The sequence below is a fragment of the Streptomyces albus subsp. albus genome (assembly GCF_000725885.1).
Classification (GTDB): domain Bacteria; phylum Actinomycetota; class Actinomycetes; order Streptomycetales; family Streptomycetaceae; genus Streptomyces; species Streptomyces albus.
The window spans coordinates 24,364-41,433 of record NZ_JODR01000034.1; the positions used below are offsets into that span (position 1 = coordinate 24,364).

Consider the following 17,070-nt stretch of genomic DNA (forward strand, 5'->3'; position numbering starts at 1 on the left):
CCGGCAGCGGCAAGGGCACTGTCCGGCACGTCAGTCCAGGGGCACGACCGTCACCTCGTCCCCCGGCTTCAGCCGCCCGGTCTTCTCCGGGATGTCGATGAGCGCATTCGCCTGTGCGAGCGCGCCGATCAGATGGGAGCCCGCACCGCCGACGGCGCTGACGGTGCCCAATTCGTCGTCCCCGTCCGCGGGCGGCGTGTAGGCACCCCGCAGGAACTGACGCTTCCCCTCGGGGGAGCTGACCGGTGTCTCTCCGGTCAGTCGTGCGCGCACCGAGGGGCGCCGGACGGGCTCCTGTCCCATCAGGGTGCGCAGAGCGGGACGGACGAACAGTTCGAAGGATACGTACGCACTCACCGGATTGCCCGGAAGGGTGAGAATCGGCGTACGGTCCGGGCCGATCAGCCCGAAGCCCTGGGGCTTGCCGGGCTGCATGGCCAGCCGGCGGAACTCCACCACGTCACCGGCGCCGTCACGTTCGTCCTCGCCCTCCACGGCGAACGCCTCCACCCGGGAGAGCGCCTCCTTGACGACGTCGTAGGCACCGACGCTGACCCCGCCGCTGGTGACGACGAGGTCGGCACGGATCAGCTGGTCCTCGATGGTGGACCGCAGGGTCTCCGCGTCGTCGGCGACCGCTCCGACCCGGTAGGGGATGGCGCCGGCCGCGCGGGCCGCCGCGGTCAGCACGAAGCTGTTGGCGTCGTGAATCTGCCCGGGCCCCAAAGGTTCCCCGGGCGCCACCAGTTCGCTGCCCGTGGACAGTACGACCACGCGGGGGCGCGGGCGTACGGTGACCGAGCCGCGGCCGATGGCCGCCAGCAGGCCCACCTGGGCGGGTCCGAGTACCGTGCCCGCCTTGAGTGCCACGGTGCCGGGCCGTACATCGCTGCCCTTGACCCGTACGTGCTGTCCGGCGACGACCGGACGGTGCACCCGTACCTGCCCGGTGGCGTCCTGCGGAGCGCTGCTGTGCGCCCGCATGGCGTCGGCCGGGCCGCCGCCCGTGCCGCCGTCCGTCCACTCGACCGGCACCACGGCCTCGGCCCCGGGCGGCAGGGGGGCGCCGGTCATGATGCGTGCCGCCTGGCCGGACGCGACCGTGGGAAGTCCGGTGCTCCCGGCGGCGACGTCACCGATGACGCCGAGCACCGCGGGGAACTCCTCACTGGCCCCCTCCACGTCCGCGATGCGCACCGCGTAGCCGTCCATGGAGCTGTTGTCGAACGGCGGGAGGGCTGTCGGGACGACGACGTCGTCGACCAGCACACAGCCCTGCGCGTCCAGCAGGTTCAGCTCGATGGGATCCAGCGGGCGGACGCTGCGGAGGATGTCCTCCAGGTGCTCGTCGACGGACCAGGTCTCGCTCAAGACTTACATCTCCTCGGTGACGTAACCACGCAGCCACTCCCGGAACTCCGGGCCCAAGTCCTCACGTTCGCACGCGAGCCTCACAATGGCACGCAGATAGTCTCCCCGGTCACCGGTGTCGTAGCGGCGGCCCTTGAAGACCACACCGTGCACGGGGCCGCCCAGTGACTCGTCGGCGGACAGCGCCTGCAGTGCGTCGGTGAGCTGGATCTCGCCGCCTCTGCCGGGCTCGGTCTTGCTCAGGACGTCGAAGACCGCCGGGTCGAGCACATAGCGGCCGATGATGGCCAGGTTGCTGGGCGCCTGGTCGGCGGGGGGCTTCTCCACCAGATCGGAGACACGGACGACGTCGCTGTCGGACGTGGGCGCCGCCGCGGCGGCGCCGTACAGATGAATGCTGCCCGGGTCGACCTCCAGCAGTGCGATCACGCTGCCGCCGCGCTGCTGCTGGACCTCCAGCATGCGGGACAGCAGGGGGTCACGCGGGTCGATCAGGTCGTCACCGAGCAGCACGGCGAACGGCTGGTTCCCCACATGCGGCGCGGCGCACAGGACGGCGTGCCCCAGACCGCGCGGGTCACCCTGGCGGACGTAGTGCATGGTGGCCATGTCACTGGACTCCTGCACCCGGGCGAGCTTGCCGTCGTCGCCCTTGTCGCGCAGTACCTGCTCCAGCTCGTAATTGCGGTCGAAATGGTCCTCCAGGGGGCGCTTGTTGCGGCCTGTGATCATGAGGACGTCGGAGAGCCCGGCTGCCACGGCTTCCTCGACCACATACTGGATCGCCGGTTTGTCGACGACCGGAAGCATCTCCTTGGGTGTGGCCTTCGTCGCGGGCAGAAAGCGTGTGCCCAGGCCGGCGGCGGGGATGACTGCCTTGGTGATCCGCGTGCGGGGAGAAGTCATGTCCCGCACCATAACCGCTGACTTGATCCGGAAGGTAAGGGTCCGCATGGTTTGTTGCGTTTTGCGAACCCAGGAGAGGTGGACCGAGTGAAGGACGATCCGAGAGCCGGCGGTCACCGTAGGAAGCGCGAGTTGCGCCGCACCGTCCTGTCGGCAAGAAGCACGTTGACACCGGATGACCTGCAGGAGACGGCCCGGTCGCTGGCACGGCGTGTCCTGGGGCTGCCCCAGGTCGCCGGTGCACGTACGGTCGCGGCCTACGTGTCGGTCGGCACCGAGCCGGGCACCGGTCCCCTCCTGGACGAGCTGCGCGACAGGGGCGTGCGCGTACTGCTGCCGGTCCTGCTGCCCGACAACGACCTCGACTGGGCGGAGTACACCGGCTCCGACGGTCTGGTCGCCGCGGGGCGCGGGCTGCGGGAGCCGTACGGGCGACGGCTCGGCCCGGACGCCGTCGTCGGGGCCGACGCCGTTCTGCTGCCCGGGCTGGCCGTGGACCGGCGCGGCCTGCGGCTGGGGCGGGGCGCCGGCTGTTACGACCGGGTCCTGGCCCGGCTGGCCGCCCATGGCGCACAGCCGGCCTGCGCCGTACTGCTGTACGACGGCGAAGTGGTGGACCACATCGAGGGCGAGGAACACGACCGCCTGGTGCAGACGGCGGTGACCCCGGGCGGAGTGCACCACCTCGGGGTCACGGCCGGCTGAACGCCGACAGCAGAGGCGCCGCCCACCCGGTTGTCCCGCACCGGACGGTGCCGGACGGCCGGGGGGCGGCGCCGAAGGCCGTCAGGGGGTGAGAGCCATCTGGTCGTCGGTCGCCTTGGACACCGCCTTCTCGCTGTAGGGCCAGTCGAGGAACTCGCCCCTGGCCCACTTGTCCGTCTGGTCGGTGTAGTGCGCGTTGTAGGCGTGCCCGGAGGCGCCGGTCAGGTTGATCCAGCGGGAGTTGTCCAGATCGCTCAGGTCGACGACCATCCGCATCGACGGCACCCAGGTCACGTCGTACCCGCCGGCCGCGTTCCAGCCGGTGGCGTTGACGGCCGCCTCGCCGCCGCTGAGGTCCCACGGACCACGGTTGAGCATCCACCGGACGACCCCCGGGCCCTCGGTGCCCAGCGTCTGGTTCCTGAGCATCAGCCGGTGCAGCCTGCCCCAGCTCCAGGTGTTGATGTCCTTGCCCAGCTTCGAGGTGAGCTCCCAGCGGGCGTCCTTCATGGCGTGCGCCAGCAGTTCGTCGCGGTTCTTGTCGCCGTCCTGGCGCGAGGTGCCGCGGGTCTTCCACCAGTCGCTGTCCGGCTGCTTGAGCAGCTTGCGTACAACTTCGAACCACCGGTCGCCGCCGTCGGGCTGCGCGGCGTCCGGAGAGCGCTGGCCGCACTCGCGCACCAGACGCTCGTTGCCGCTCAGGTCGTCGACCGGGCCGGAGTCGTCCGAGGGACGCACGTACAGGCAGTCGCCCTTGACCCGCAGTTCCTTGGGCAGTTTGTCACCGAAGGACAGCTTCAGCAGGTTGCGCCAGACGGCGTTGAAGTAGGCGGCCGGCGCGGAGTCGGAGTCCTGGGTGTAGTCCCAGCCCTCCAGGAGCTTCTGCGCGTCCCGCACGTACTTGTCGTCGATGTCGATCTTCAGCAGGTAGGGCACCAGCAGCTTGGCGATCTCACTGCTGTTGTCCATCTGCATGCTCTCCATGTCCTTCATGGAGATCTTCCCGCCGTCCTTGATCTTCGACTGGATAAGGTCGTTGATCCGCTGGCTGCGCGCTCCATAACCCCAGTCGTCGGTCAGCAGGTAGGGGTACTTCTCGCGGTCCACGACGGCCTGGTTGGCGGTCACGATGTAGCCGCGCTCCGGGTTGTACTCCCACGGAAGGGCGCTTTGGGGGATGTAGCCCTTCCAGCGGTAGCGGGAGTCCCAGCCGGGCGCCGGGTAGCGGCCGTCACCCTTGCCGCGCACGGGGATCCGTCCGGGCGCCTGGTAGCCGATGTTGCCCTTCGTGTCCGCGTAGATGAGGTTCTGGGACGGCACGGCGAACTCACCGGCCGCCTCGCGGAACTCGGAGAAGTTGGCGGCCCGGTTGAGCTTGAAGACCGCGTCCATGGTCTTGGACGGCTCCAGGGCGGTCCACCGAAGGGAGATGGCGTAGCCGTCACCGCGGTCCGGCGCGGCGTTGCCGACGGGCGACTTGTCACCGACCTTGCGCAGTTCCTTGTCCCGGTCGGAGACGATCGGCCCGTTGTTGGTTTCCCGCACGGTGATGGTGCGGTTCTTGCCCCCGGCGACCTTGATGGTCTCCTCGCGGGTGCGGTAGGGCACCTGCTTTCCGTCGTAGAGGTAGTGACCGTCCTTGACCTTTTCCAGGTACAGGTCGGTCACATCGGCGCCGAGGTTGGTCATGCCCCAGGAGATGTTCTGGTTGTGACCGATGACGACACCCGGCATGCCGGAGAAGGTGAAGCCGGACACGTCGAAGGGGCAGGTCTTGTCGATCGAGCGGCAGTGCAGACCCATCTGGTACCAGACCGACGGCAGCTGGGGCGCCAGGTGCGGGTCGTTGGCCAGCAGCGGCTTGCCCGTCGTCGTGTACTTCCCGGAAATCACCCAGGAGTTGGAGCCGATACCGCTGCCGTTCGGGCCGAGCAGCCCGGGAACCTTGTCCAGCTTCTGAGCGACCGAGCCGAGCTGGGTACTTGCCCCCTGAACGGCCTGCCCGGCGCCCTGAGAGCCGTTTTCACCCGCGGAGGTCCCGGGGGTCGTCCCGCCTGCTCCGGTGCCTCCAGAGGTGCCTTGGCCGCCGTCACCGGCGCCGCCCGTGCCCGGGCCTTCCGTGCCTTCCCCTCGTTCGCCGCCCGCGGCGCCGCCCGGCGCACCGGACTGGCCGCCCTCGGCCTCCGGGTCGAACTTCTTGGTCGCCGGGTCCACCGCGCCGTGGTCGACGATGGGCTTGTTCCGGTCGTAGGGGTAGCCCGGGTACAGGTCCTCGATCTGGTCCTTGTCCAGACGGCTGGTCATCAGCGCGCGGTCGACCTCGTCCGTCATGTTGCCGCGCAGGTCCCAGGCCATCGCCTTGAGCCAGGCCACCGAGTCGACGGGGTTCCACGGTTGCGGTTCGTACCCCTTGCCCGCCAGATCGAGAGCCGCGTACTCGACGGAGAGCGCCGAACCCTTGTGGTCCTTGAGGTAGGCGTTGACGCCCGCGGAGTACGCCTTGAGGAAGTCCTTCGTCTGCGCGGGAAGTTGCTTGTACTCCTTCTCGGCCACCCGGCGCCAGCCGAGCGTGCGCAAGAACGCGTCGGTCTCGACCTGCTCGGCGCCGAACATCTCGGACAGCCGGCCGGCGGTCATGTGGCGGCGCACGTCCATCTCCCAGAACCGGTCCTGCGCCTGGACGTAGCCCTGCGCGAGGAAGAGGTCCTCGGAGTTGTCGGCATAGATCTGCGGGATGCCGCTGCTGTCGCGCTTCACGCTGACCGGGGCCTGCAGGCCCTTGATCTTGAGCGTCCCGGTCGTCTGCGGGAAGGAGTCGCGCACCGTGCTGACGCCCCAATAACTGCCACCGCCGATGCCTGCCACGATCAGCAGCACGACGACGATCACGATGAGGCGGGCGCGTCGCGAGGTCTTCTTGGCGGGCATCTCTGTCCTTCGAGGGGCAGGGTGGACCTTGTCTGAGGGACCGGACGGGCTCGATCCGTACGGAGCAACCATAGGCCGCCGCTCCTGCTGCCCCGACAGGGAGTCGCCAACTACGGATTCTCCCGGCTCCTTGTTCAAGCGATGGTAAATTGTTAGCTACCCAAACGAACTAGAGGCTTCCGCGCACCCGCCGGGAGCTATCCACAGTCATGCGCGACGCGTTAAGAATTCGTCAGGAAACCGTCAGGAGGTCGTCAGAACCAGCACCCGTGACGACGGACGTGCTCAACCGAGTGCTCCGTCGTGCCGTTCCATGCGAAACCGCGCCGCCCATCCAAGGAGCAAGCCCCGGGAGAGAGGACCATGCCCTGACCGTCGACAGCCTCAACCAGCTACTGCTCTTCAGCGCCCTCGTCCTGCTCATCGCCGTCGCGGCCGTCAGGCTCTCCTCCCGCAGCGGGCTCCCCAGCCTGCTGGTGTACCTCGGGATAGGCGTCGCAATAGGGCAGGACGGCATCGGCTTCGGGTTCTCCGACGCCGCGCTGACTCAAGTTCTCGGATACGCCGCCCTCGTGGTGATCCTCGCCGAGGGCGGCCTCAGTACGAAGTGGCGCGACATCCGGCCCGCCGTACCGGCCGCCGCCGTCCTGTCCACGTTCGGCGTCGCGGTGAGCGTCACCGTCACCGCCTGCGCCGCGCACTACCTGGTGGGCCTCGAATGGCAGGCCGCGCTCCTGATGGGAGCGGTGGTCTCCTCCACGGACGCAGCCGCCGTCTTCTCCGTACTGCGCCGCGTCCCGCTGCCCAAGCGGCTCACCGGCGTACTGGAAGCCGAATCAGGGTTCAACGACGCCCCGGTCGTGCTCCTGGTGGTCACCTTCTCCCACCTCGACACCGAACACCACTCCTGGTACTTCCTGCTGGGCGAGATCGCACTGGAACTCGCCATCGGACTGCTGGCCGGTCTGGTGGTGGGCAAACTCGGCGAGTTGGGCATGCGCCACGTCGCCCTGCCCGCCTCCGGCCTCTACCCCATCGCCGTCCTGGCGCTGTGCGTGCTCGCCTACGCCGGAGGTGCCATGGCGCACGGTTCCGGCTTCCTCGCCGTCTATGTCGCCGCGCTCATTCTCGGCAACGGAAAACTGCCCCACCGGCCGGCCGTACGCGGCTTCGCCGACGGAGTGGCGTGGATAGCGCAGATCGGTCTCTTCGTACTGCTGGGCCTGCTGGTCACCCCGCACGACCTGTGGAAGGACTTCTGGCCCGCCGTTTTGATCGGGCTGGCCCTGACACTGCTCGCCCGCCCCCTGTCGGTCTTCTTGTGCCTCGACAGGTTCAAGCTGCCCTGGCAGGACAAAGTGCTGCTGTCCTGGGCGGGACTGCGCGGCGCCGTGCCCATCGTGCTGGCGACCATCCCCATGGTCGCCGACGTCGAGGGCAGCCAGCGCATCTTCAACATCGTCTTCGTGCTGGTGGTCGTCTTCACCGTCCTGCAAGGGCCCACGCTGCCGTGGCTGGCGCACAAACTGCGCCTGGACAAGAGCGACGAGGCAGCCGATCTCGACATCGAGTCCGCTCCCCTCGAACGGCTGCGGGGCCATCTGCTGTCCGTCGCCATCCCGCCGTCGTCCCGGATGCACGGTGTGGAGATCGCCGAGCTGCGGCTCCCCACAGGTGCTGCCGTCACGCTGGTCGTGCGCGACGGGACGAGCTTCGTGCCGCTGCCGTCGACCGTGCTGCGGCACGGCGACGAACTGCTGGTGGTCACCACCGATCAGGTACGCGACTCGGCGGAACGCCGGCTGCTGTCGGTCAGCCGGGGAGGCAAGCTCGCCGGATGGCTGGGAAGTGGGGGCAGTACGGCGCTGCACAAATAGCTCAGCCCGACAAACAGATCAGCCCGCCGGACGCCGAGAGGTCGCCGTTTACGGGTCGCCGAGCGGTCGCACCAGCCATGACCAGGGAGAGCGGATTTCACCTGGATCTGACAGGACCGTTATCCTCATACCGGACAGGACAGTATTACCCGACTCTGCCTGATGCAGAGCTGGCGCGACCGCTCGGCGGCCACGGTCCGGACAGCCTCCCCGTACCGGACCGGGTATCTACCCCGGTCCAGCGCGAGAGGACAGCTCTCGGCGCGTCATCCAACGCGCTACCAGGCGGCAGAAAGGCCCGGCCGTGGCACCCCCGGCCACCGAGCGCGACAATCACGCACCGATGGAGGAGACACCGCGCGACCGGCACTCCGCCGAGCGGCCCGGATACGGGCAGCTGCTGCGGACGGAAGGCGCGTGGTCCTTCCTGGTGCCAGGTTTTCTGGCACGACAGCCCTACGCGATGCTGACCATCAGCATCGTGCTGCTCGTCGAACACACCACCGGCTCGTTCGGACTGGCGGGCGCCGTCTCGGCGACGGCCGGCATCTCCATGGCCCTGATCGCGCCGCAGAGCGGCAGGCTCGCCGACCGGTTCGGCCAGGGCGCTGTTCTCGTACCGCAGGTGTTCCTGCACGCGCTGACCATCGGCGCGCTCGTCTCCGTCGCCCTGCTCGACGCGCCGCTGTGGGCGCTCTTCGTCGCGGCGGTACCGGCGGGCGCGACGGCTCCGCAGATCAGCCCCATGGTGCGTGCCCGCTGGGCTGCACGCCTGCAGGGGACGCCCCTGATGACCACGGCCGCCGCCTTCGAGTCGGTGACGGACGAGTTCACCTTCGTCGTCGGCCCGGTGCTCGCGACCGCCCTGTGCACCGGCGTGCATCCGGCTGCGGGGCTCGCGGCGGAAGCCGGGGTCTCGCTGGTCGGCGGCCTGGTCTTCGCCGCGCAGCGCCGCACACAGCCTGTGCCGGCCCGTGCCAGGCACGCGGAGGCGCAGGGTGCGGACACGTCGTACAGCGGTGACCGCCCGCCGTCCGCGCTGGCGATTCCCGGAGCGCGTGTGCTCATCGTGGCGGTGCTCGGTATCGGCACGGTCTTCGGCGGCATGCAGGTCTCCCTCACCGCGTTCACCGAGTCGATCGGCCGCCCCGGTATCAACGGCGTGATGTACGGCGTCTTCGCCGCGGGCAACATGCTGGCGGCCGTCGCCGTGGGTGCCATCCGGTGGAAGCGCGGACCGCAGTCCCGTCTGCTGGCCGGTTACCCGGTGCTCGTGCTCGCCGCCGCTCTGGTGGCCGTCACCGCGCAGATGGGCCCCTGGGCTGTGCTGCTGGGTGCGCTCGGGACACTCGTCGGGCTGTGCGTGGCCCCCTGCATGATCACCTGCTTCACGCTGATCGAGACGCTGGTGCCGGCTGCCGCCCGTACGGAGGCGTTCACCTGGCTGACCGGCGCCGTCGCCCTGGGGCAGGCGGCCGGTTCCACGGTGGCCGGCCAGCTCGCCGACCACTCGGGTGCCGGCTCCGGCTTCTTGTCCCCGCTGGCGGGCACGGTGCTCGCCCTGCTGGTGCTGCTGCTCTTCCGCAAGGCGCTCCACCCGGCGCACGGCGGGCTGGTCGCCGCGCGTGGGCTCGGTCACCGAACGAGGGTCTCAGTGGACTGACGCGCGGGAATGCTGCACTATGGAGCGTTGTTAGCACTCAACAAGTGAGAGTGCCAGGAGGAAGAACGTGCCGACCTACCAGTACCAGTGCACCGAGTGCGGCGAGGGCCTCGAGGTGGTGCAGAAGTTCACGGACGACTCACTGACCGTCTGCCCGAGCTGCGACGGGCGCCTCAAGAAGGTCTTCTCGGCGGTCGGCATCGTCTTCAAGGGCTCCGGCTTCTACCGCAACGACAGCCGCAACTCCTCGTCGAGCAGCAGCCCGGCCTCCTCCAGCTCCTCGGACTCCGCGAAGAACGGCAGCTCCAAGAGCTCCGACTCCTCGGGTTCCTCGTCCTCCGGCTCGTCGTCCTCCGAGTCGAAGTCCTCCGGCAAGAGCGACAGCAAGAGCACCGCAGCAGCAGGCACTTCCGCCTGACCCGGCTGCCGGGCCGGCCCTTCAGTCGCGACCCCCGCGGCTGCCCGCCGGGGGCCTGGGGGCAGGCCTGCGCTCGCCCTGCCGTGCCCACGGGGAACACCCGTAGGGTGACCGCATGAGTGAACAGGCAGAGATCGGCGTCATCGGCGGTTCCGGGTTCTATTCCTTTCTCGACGACGTGACGGAGATCACCGTCGAGACTCCCTACGGACCGCCGAGCGACTCACTCTTCCTGGGAAAGACCGGCGGACGCACGGTGGCGTTCCTCCCCCGGCACGGCCGCGGTCACCATCTGCCGCCGCACCGCATCAACTACCGCGCCAACATGTGGGCGCTTCGCTCGGTGGGAGTACGGCAGATCATCGCGCCCTGCGCGGTCGGCGGCCTGAAGCCCGAGTACGGACCGGGCACGCTCGTGGTGCCCGATCAGCTGGTCGACCGCACGAAGCACCGCCGGCAGTCCTTCTACGACGGGGAGCCGCTGCCCGACGGCAGCATCCCCGATGTGCTGCACATCACCTTCGCCGACCCGTACTGCGAGACGGGTCGGCAGGCGTCGTTGCGCGCCGCGCGGAGCCATGGGTGGGAGGCCGTGGACGGCGGCACGATGTGCGTCATCGAAGGCCCGCGTTTCTCCACTCGCGCGGAGTCGCGCTGGCATGCCGCACAGGGCTGGGACGTCGTCGGCATGACCGGTCACCCGGAGGCCGTGCTGGCCCGGGAGCTGGAGCTGTGCTACTCCTCGCTGGCCCTGGTCACGGACCTGGACGCCGGCGCGGAGGCCGGCGAAGGTGTCTCGCACGAGGAGGTACTGCGCGTCTTCGGCGAGAACATCGAGCGAGTACGCAAGGTGCTCTTCGACGCCGTCCGCGAGCTGCCCGCCACGGAGGAACGCGGGTGTTGCTGCAGCACCGCCCTGGGCGGGCAGCACCCGGGTATCACGCTTCCCTGAACCATCGGGCGGATTCCCGGCCATCCCCCACTTCCGAGTGACGGACTTGTCCACAACCGGCCGGTAATCCACAGATTCCCGGGGTGATCAGCGGGATTGCACGGAGACGGTCACTGTGGTCGGCGAGGGCCGTGACCAGGCGGTCTTCTCGTGCGATGACTGGTGGTGAGCGTCGTGCCCCGAGACCGGGACCCGTTTCCGCAGCGATTCCCCTCCCGTACGCATCCGCGTGCGCCCGTTCCCGACTTCCCGCCCGTACGTGCCGGGCGCGGCCGACGGCCGCGCCGGAACGTGCTCGTACGCCGCCGGGCCCTTTCCGTCGTTCTCGCTGTGGCAGCCGCCGGCCTGGCACTGTCCGCCACGGGCGGTGACAGGCCCCATGACGGCGGGACTGCAAGGTCAAGTACGCCGGACCGGTCCGGTACGGCAGGGGCGACGCGGCACGGCATCGGGAGTTCAGCCACCGGGCACGGAGACGACGCGGACGGGGCCCCCGTGTCAGCGCCTGTCCGCATCACCGACGCGGCCACGGTCCGGCTGTTGCGTCCCGGCGACCGTGTCGATGTCTTGGCAAGCCGGTCGAAGAAGGCGACAGCACGGATTGTGGCCCGCGGAGTACGCGTAGCGCAGGTGCCGAAACCCGGCGATGTCGGCGACACTGTCTCGGGCGACGGGGCCGAGGGCGCGCTTGTCGTGCTTGTCGTGCCCCGGCGGACGGCCACCGCCCTGGTGGGCGCCGCTGCCGATTCACGGCTGGCGGTGACGCTGTGCTGAGGCGTCTCCCATTTCCGGAACACGCTCGTCCGACGGCCTCACGAATGGAACGCTGTCTTCCGGGGCAGGCGTCTCGCCGGCCCGGCGCACAGGCGCTGCCGTGGGCCGCCGGTGCCCTCGGCGTCCCGCTCGCCGTCAGCATCGTCACGTGGTTCTGGAAGAGGCAGTTCGTTGAGCAACACACCCGTACCCGCGAAGAGTGGTGTCTTCGCGGGATTCAAGGCGTTCCTGATGCGAGGCAACGTGGTCGAGCTGGCCGTTGCCGTCGTCGTGGGAGCGGCCTTCGGCAAGATCGTCGACGCGGTCGTCAAAGGCTTCATCAACCCGCTGGTCGGAGCCATCGGCACCCAGGACCTGGACAAGTACCGCTCCTGCCTGAAAGGTCCGTGCGTGATCGACGCGGACGGCACGGTGACCAAGGGCGTAGCCCTGAACTGGGGTCCGGTGCTCAGCGCCACCCTGACCTTCCTGATCACGGCGGCGGTCGTCTACTTCCTCATGATCCTGCCCATGAACAAGTACAAGGAGCGCCAGCAGGCGAAGGCCGGACCGGTGGAGGTGCCCAAGACGGAGATCGAGCTGCTCACGGAGATCCGGGACGTGCTGCTGGCGCAGCAGGCGGAGGGCAACCGGTCCGACGGCTCGGTCCCGGGCGCCGGTGCCGGACTGGCGAAGCAGCGCGAGAGTGGCGTGGACATCGGCAAGTAGCCGGCAGTCGAGGAGCACTTCCGGCGGAGTGGCTGCGACGCATCCGGGCGGGCTGGTTGGCCTCCCGCCGTTGGCAGGTTTTTCTGTGCCGGTACCGGGACAGCACGCGGCGGAGGGCTCAGAGGTGGTGCGGCGGCTTCTCGTCCAGGAAGCGGGCGAGGTCCGCTTCGCCACCCCGGGTCTCGCCGCGCGCGCCCTCTCCCCAGCCGCGGTCGGTGTCGTCGCTGGAGGGGCGGCTCAGCGGGTCATCGAAGACCAGTGCGGACGCCGCGTTGTCGCGCGGCGGTACCGGCCGGGAGGAAGACTGCGGATCGACGCTCATGCCTCAAGCGTACGGCGACCGCACGCACCTGCTGGTATCCATGCGTCATGGACACTCAGGACGCCCAGGAGCCACACCGCCCCACGCAGCAGCCCCCGACCGGACCGCAGGACGCGCTGACCGACGTCCCGGGGCTCAGGGTGGGCCACGCCCAGCGAACGGACGACGGCTGGCTGACCGGCACGACCGTCGTGCTCCCTCCGCCGGAGGGAGCCGTCCCGGGGGTGGACGCCCGGGGCGGGGCCCCGGGTACGCGCGAGACGGACGCACTGGACCCGAAGAACCTGGTCGAGCGCATCCACGCCGTCGTCCTGAGCGGGGGCAGCGCGTACGGGCTGGACACGGCTTCGGGAGTGATGGCGTGGCTGGAGGAACAGGCACGGGGAGTCCCGGTAGGGGCCCATCCTTCGCAGGTGGTGCCCGTGGTCCCGGCAGCAGTGATCTTCGACCTGGGACGGGGCGGACGCTGGACCGCTCGGCCCGGTGCGCAGATGGGCCGGCAGGCGGTGGAGGCCGCTGCTGCGACGGAGCCGGGAGCGCCTGTGGCGCAGGGCTGCGTCGGAGCGGGGACGGGGGCCGTGGTGGACGGCCTGAAGGGCGGAACCGGTACGGCGAGCGTCCGGCTGGACTCGGGGACGGTCGTGGGCGCCTTGGTGATCCTCAACGCGGCAGGTTCGGCGGTGGACCCGGCGACGGGCGTCCTGTACGGCGAACTCGCCGGCGGCCGACCGTGCCTCCCATCCCAGGACCGGCACACCGCCGCCGAGCAGCGGCGCTCGCAGGCGCAGCGGGAGACGGCGGAACGTACGGCGGGAAGTCTGCGCCCGGCGCTGAACACCACGCTGGTCGTGGTGGGGACCGACGCGGCACTCACCCGCCCGCAGGCGCAGCGGCTGGCCGGGAGCTGTCACGACGGACTGGCGCGGGCGATCCGGCCAATACACCTGATGCACGACGGGGACACGGTCTTCGCCCTGTCGACCGCCGAGCGGACGCTGGCGGACGGCGAGTTGAACCAGGTGCTGGCGGCAGGAGCCGATGCGGTGACCCGCGCTGTGGTCAAGGCGATGCGCGCTGCGACCAGCGTGGACGGGCCCGGCGGGGTCTTTCCCTCCTACAACGAGCTGTACGGCCAGGGAGGCTGCGGGGCGGATTCCGCGAGCTAGCGGTGCGAGCGGAAACGGCACTGGAGCACGGCCTAACCGCTGTCCTCGTGTGGCTCGCCGGGTTCACCGGGGAAGTGACCGAGACCGAGCGCCTGGCCGGCAAGGAGCCCCGGCACTCGGGGGAAGGTACCGGGGCTCGGCTGTGGGGGCTGCGACGGCGGCGGGCTCGGGGAGTGCGGGTTACGCCGCTTCGTCGAAGCCCGTGTCATGGGCCATCTTCTTCAGTTCGAGCAGGGCGTGCTTCTCGATCTGACGGATGCGCTCGCGAGTGAGGCCGTGCTGCTTGCCCACCTCGGTCAGCGTGCGCTCGCGGCCGTCGACCATGCCGTAGCGGGCCTTGATGATCGAGGCGGTGCGGTCGTCGAGCCTGCTGATGAGGTCGTCGAGCTCTTCCCTGCGCAGCACCGTGAGGACGGACTGCTCGGGGGAGTCGGCGGAGGTGTCCTCCAGCAGGTCACCGAACTGGGTCTCACCCTCGTCATCCACTGACATGTTCAGGCTGACCGGGTCCCGCGCCCAGTCGAGTACGTCGGTGACGCGCTCCGCCGTGGAGTTCAGCTCCGCGGCGACCTCGGCAGGCTCCGGGTCACGGCCGTGTTCGCGGTTGAACTCCCGCTGCACCCGACGTATGCGCCCCAGCTCTTCCACGAGGTGGACGGGCAGCCGGATGGTGCGGGACTGGTCGGCGATGGAACGGGTGATGGCCTGACGGATCCACCACGTGGCGTAGGTGGAGAACTTGAAGCCCTTGGTGTAGTCGAACTTCTCCACAGCGCGCACGAGACCCGCGTTGCCCTCCTGGATCAGGTCCAGCAGCGGCAGACCGCTGCGGGGGTAACGGCGGGCGACGGCGACCACAAGGCGGAGGTTGGAACGGATGAAGATGTCCTTGGCCCGCTCTCCCTCGGCGACGATCGCTTCGAGTTCCTCGCGGCTCGCGGTGGCGCTGGGCGCATCGCCGGCCACGGGCTCTTCGAGTCCGTCGAGGATGCGCTTCGCGTACACGCCAGCCTCGATGGCGAGGGACAGTTCGACTTCCTTCTCGGCGTCCAGCAGCGGAGTCCGGGCGATCTCGTCGAGATACATGCCGACCAGGTCGCGGTCCGCGACTTCGCTGCCAGCGGCGCGAACACTGCTTGCCGTGTCGGAGACACCCTTGGTGTTCTCCTGACGACGGGCGACGGCACGGGTTGCCATGCGTGCTCCCTTGCGAGTGGTCTTGAAACTTGGGCCTGGTGGCTGGCTCGGACACTCCCCGAGTGCCCGCCTTGCGTAGATCTCAACGGCTGGAATCCGGACTAAATTCCCAACTCGCGCAACATTTTTCCGATCATGCAGTACCCTGTGCGGCTACCCGTGCGGGCGTGACGATGACAGAGCGCACTCATTCCCAGGTCGGAGCGGTGTCGAGCCCTCCAGGGGAGGGCCTGTCGGAGCCGCTCACAGCGCCGGGAGGGCGTCGTCCTCGGCCACCCTTCACCTGTCTAGACGGCTCGCGCCCCGGCTTGGTTGCGCGCCGCGTACCAGGCCACGTGCACCAGGGGGCGAACGGATGCGCTCTCTCCCTTGTTCCGCCGAATGGCCGGTTCCGCGTCATGAGGCGTTGCGCTGGGACCGGAGACGGCAGTGGCCCCCTGCACCCGGTCGGGTGCAGGGGGCCACTATGCACGGGGGCTGAAAGGTCGACGCCGGGTTACGGCGCCCCGCCCCGTGCCGGTCAGTGCATCGCGACCAGCACCGGCTCCGCTTCCTCGCCGCTGCCCGAGCCGCTCCCGGCCTCACCGTCGAGCGGCTTGTCCGCAGGCTGCGCGCCCTGGCCACGGGCGTTGACGAACAGTGCCACGATCCCGGCCGAGACCAGCAGGATCCCCACCGCCCACCAGATCGCCGAGGTGTAGCCGTGGACCATCGCCTCCAGCTTCAGCATCTGCTGCGCCGGCTTACTGGTGGCCTCAGCGAGGTGCGAGGTGACGTACGAGGTGGTCGCACTGGCCGCGATGGTGTTGAGCAACGCGGTACCGATGGCGCCGCCCACCTGCTGCGACGTGTTGACCATCGCCGAGGCCACGCCGGCATCGCTCGACCGCACCCCGTGCGTGGCCAGGGACATCGCCGGCATGAACGCCGTACCCAGACCCAGACCCAGCAGCAGCTCCGCGGGCAGGATCAGCGCCGGGTACGAGCTGTCCACCTCCAGCTGGGTGAGCAGCAGCATGCCCACCGCCGCGACCAGGAAGCCGGGCACCATCAGGAGACGGGACGGCACCCGCGTCATCAGCCGCGCCCCGATCTGCGTGGAGCCCGTGATCATGCCGGCCACCATCGGCAGGAACGCCACACCGGTGCGCACCGGCGAGTACCCCTTGACCACCTGCAGGTAGTAGGTCAGGAACAGGAAGAGGCCGAACATCGCGATGGTCGCCAGGCCCAGGGACAGGTAGACCCCGCCCCGGTTGCGGTCGGTGACCACCCGCAGCGGCAGCAGCGGTGCCCGTACCTTCGCCTCGACCAGCGCGAACGCCGCCAGCAGCACAACCGCCGCGACGAACATCCCAATGGTGCCGCCGTCGCTCCAGCCGTCCGTCTCGGCGCGGGTGAACCCGTAGACGAGGGTGACCAGACCCAGCGTGGAGAGGATCACGCCGGGGATGTCGAGGGCGGACTTGTTGCGGGTCCCGCCAGGCTCGCGGATGACGGTGGCGGCACCGATGGCGGCGATGACCGCGAACGGCACGTTGACGTAGAAGGTCCAGCGCCAGTCCAGGTACTCGGTGAGGACACCGCCGAGGATCAGTCCGATGGCGCCGCCACCACCTGCGATGGCGCCGTAGATGCCGAACGCCTTGGCGCGTTCCTTGCCGTCGGTGAACATCACCGCGAGCAGGGACAGCGCCGCCGGCGCGAGCAGCGCGCCGAAGGCGCCTTGCAGCGCACGCGCCGCCAGCATCATCACTTCACCGGTGGCCGCACCGCCGATGGCGGAGGCCGCGGCGAAGCCGACGAGTCCGGTCACGAAGGCCCGCTTGCGGCCCCACATGTCGGCGATCCGTCCGCCGAACAGCAGCAGCCCGCCGAAGGCGAGGGCGTAGGCGGTGATGACCCACTGCCTGTTGGCGTCGGATATCCCCAGATCGGACTGGGCGGAGGGGAGCGCGATGTTCACGATCGTCGCGTCGAGGACGACCATGAGCTGGGCGATGGCGATGAAGGCGAGGGCCTTCCACCGCCGGGGATCGGGTCCGACGGCCTGTGCGGCGGCCGGGGATGGTGCTTCTGGCAT

14 protein-coding genes are annotated in these 17,070 nt (G+C 69.5%); 8 read left to right on the plus strand and 6 right to left on the minus strand.

The features are described 5' to 3' along the window. Positions 1-30: 30 nt before the first annotated feature. On the minus strand, positions 31-1,371 hold the full coding sequence (glp, locus tag IO40_RS0129715) for a molybdotransferase-like divisome protein Glp (protein ID WP_016472574.1): 1,341 nt from the start codon (positions 1,369-1,371) through the stop codon (positions 31-33). A 3-nt stretch (positions 1,372-1,374) separates the two neighbouring features. Then, positions 1,375-2,289 (minus strand): UTP--glucose-1-phosphate uridylyltransferase GalU, encoded by a 915-nt coding sequence (gene galU / locus IO40_RS0129720; protein WP_374117479.1) that lies wholly within the window; start codon positions 2,287-2,289, stop codon positions 1,375-1,377. A 153-nt stretch (positions 2,290-2,442) separates the two neighbouring features. Here galU and IO40_RS0129725 point away from each other — a divergent pair, with 153 nt between their 5' ends. After that, positions 2,443-2,982 (plus strand): 5-formyltetrahydrofolate cyclo-ligase, encoded by a 540-nt coding sequence (locus IO40_RS0129725; RefSeq protein WP_234324598.1) that lies wholly within the window; start codon positions 2,443-2,445, stop codon positions 2,980-2,982. An 81-nt stretch (positions 2,983-3,063) separates the two neighbouring features. On the opposite strand, the gene IO40_RS0129730 is transcribed toward IO40_RS0129725, so the two are convergent. Further along, positions 3,064-5,910 (minus strand): penicillin acylase family protein, encoded by a 2,847-nt coding sequence (locus IO40_RS0129730; RefSeq protein ID WP_031176485.1) that lies wholly within the window; start codon positions 5,908-5,910, stop codon positions 3,064-3,066. Between the two features lie 332 nt (positions 5,911-6,242). Here IO40_RS0129730 and IO40_RS0129735 point away from each other — a divergent pair, with 332 nt between their 5' ends. From IO40_RS0129735 to mscL, 6 genes are all read left to right on the plus strand, one after another. Next, positions 6,243-7,787 (plus strand): potassium/proton antiporter, encoded by a 1,545-nt coding sequence (locus tag IO40_RS0129735; protein WP_037775718.1) that lies wholly within the window; start codon positions 6,243-6,245, stop codon positions 7,785-7,787. A gap of 343 nt (positions 7,788-8,130) precedes the next feature. Next, positions 8,131-9,450 carry an MFS transporter gene (locus IO40_RS0129740; RefSeq protein ID WP_031176487.1) on the plus strand — a complete coding sequence of 440 codons (1,320 nt, stop codon included), beginning with the start codon at positions 8,131-8,133 and terminating at the stop codon, positions 9,448-9,450. Between the two features lie 67 nt (positions 9,451-9,517). Next, complete coding sequence (locus IO40_RS0129745; protein WP_030406491.1) at positions 9,518-9,868, plus strand: FmdB family zinc ribbon protein; 351 nt, start codon at positions 9,518-9,520, stop codon at positions 9,866-9,868. A 115-nt stretch (positions 9,869-9,983) separates the two neighbouring features. Beyond that, the gene (locus tag IO40_RS0129750) at positions 9,984-10,820 is read left to right on the plus strand and encodes an S-methyl-5'-thioadenosine phosphorylase (RefSeq protein WP_031176488.1); all 837 of its coding nucleotides are present in this window, start codon (positions 9,984-9,986) and stop codon (positions 10,818-10,820) included. A gap of 495 nt (positions 10,821-11,315) precedes the next feature. Further along, entirely contained in the window at positions 11,316-11,594 is a 279-nt protein-coding gene (locus IO40_RS39195; RefSeq protein WP_234029911.1) for an RcpC/CpaB family pilus assembly protein, read from the plus strand. A 171-nt stretch (positions 11,595-11,765) separates the two neighbouring features. After that, a complete protein-coding gene (gene mscL, locus IO40_RS0129760) occupies positions 11,766-12,302 on the plus strand; it encodes a large conductance mechanosensitive channel protein MscL (RefSeq protein ID WP_016472566.1) in 537 nt (178 codons plus the stop codon). Between the two features lie 118 nt (positions 12,303-12,420). Here mscL and IO40_RS0129765 read toward each other — a convergent pair whose 3' ends face one another. After that, positions 12,421-12,624 (minus strand): hypothetical protein, encoded by a 204-nt coding sequence (locus IO40_RS0129765; protein ID WP_016472565.1) that lies wholly within the window; start codon positions 12,622-12,624, stop codon positions 12,421-12,423. Between the two features lie 47 nt (positions 12,625-12,671). Between IO40_RS0129765 and IO40_RS0129770 the strand changes: the two genes are divergently transcribed. After that, positions 12,672-13,790: a P1 family peptidase gene (locus tag IO40_RS0129770; RefSeq protein WP_016472564.1), complete on the plus strand. Its 1,119-nt coding sequence runs from the start codon at positions 12,672-12,674 to the stop codon at positions 13,788-13,790. 180 nt (positions 13,791-13,970) lie between these two features. Here the strand turns inward: IO40_RS0129770 and IO40_RS0129775 are convergent, their stop codons facing one another. Further along, entirely contained in the window at positions 13,971-14,987 is a 1,017-nt protein-coding gene (locus tag IO40_RS0129775) for a sigma-70 family RNA polymerase sigma factor (RefSeq protein WP_016472563.1), read from the minus strand. 520 nt (positions 14,988-15,507) lie between these two features. Next, a complete protein-coding gene (locus IO40_RS0129780) occupies positions 15,508-17,070 on the minus strand; it encodes an MFS transporter (RefSeq protein ID WP_016472562.1) in 1,563 nt (520 codons plus the stop codon).

Bases quoted from the DNA above. Each gene is read 5' to 3' on its own strand.
- IO40_RS0129775 (WP_016472563.1), bottom strand. From the start codon at position 14,987: ATGGCAACCCGTGCCGTCGCCCGTCGTCAGGAGAACACCAAGGGTGTC.
- IO40_RS0129770 (WP_016472564.1), top strand. From the start codon at position 12,672: ATGGACACTCAGGACGCCCAGGAGCCACACCGCCCCACGCAGCAGCCC.
- IO40_RS0129740 (WP_031176487.1), top strand. From the start codon at position 8,131: ATGGAGGAGACACCGCGCGACCGGCACTCCGCCGAGCGGCCCGGATAC.
- IO40_RS0129765 (WP_016472565.1), bottom strand. From the start codon at position 12,624: ATGAGCGTCGATCCGCAGTCTTCCTCCCGGCCGGTACCGCCGCGCGAC.
- galU (WP_374117479.1), bottom strand. From the start codon at position 2,289: ATGGTGCGGGACATGACTTCTCCCCGCACGCGGATCACCAAGGCAGTC.
- IO40_RS0129780 (WP_016472562.1), bottom strand. From the start codon at position 17,070: ATGCCAGAAGCACCATCCCCGGCCGCCGCACAGGCCGTCGGACCCGAT.
- IO40_RS0129730 (WP_031176485.1), bottom strand. From the start codon at position 5,910: ATGCCCGCCAAGAAGACCTCGCGACGCGCCCGCCTCATCGTGATCGTC.
- IO40_RS0129750 (WP_031176488.1), top strand. From the start codon at position 9,984: ATGAGTGAACAGGCAGAGATCGGCGTCATCGGCGGTTCCGGGTTCTAT.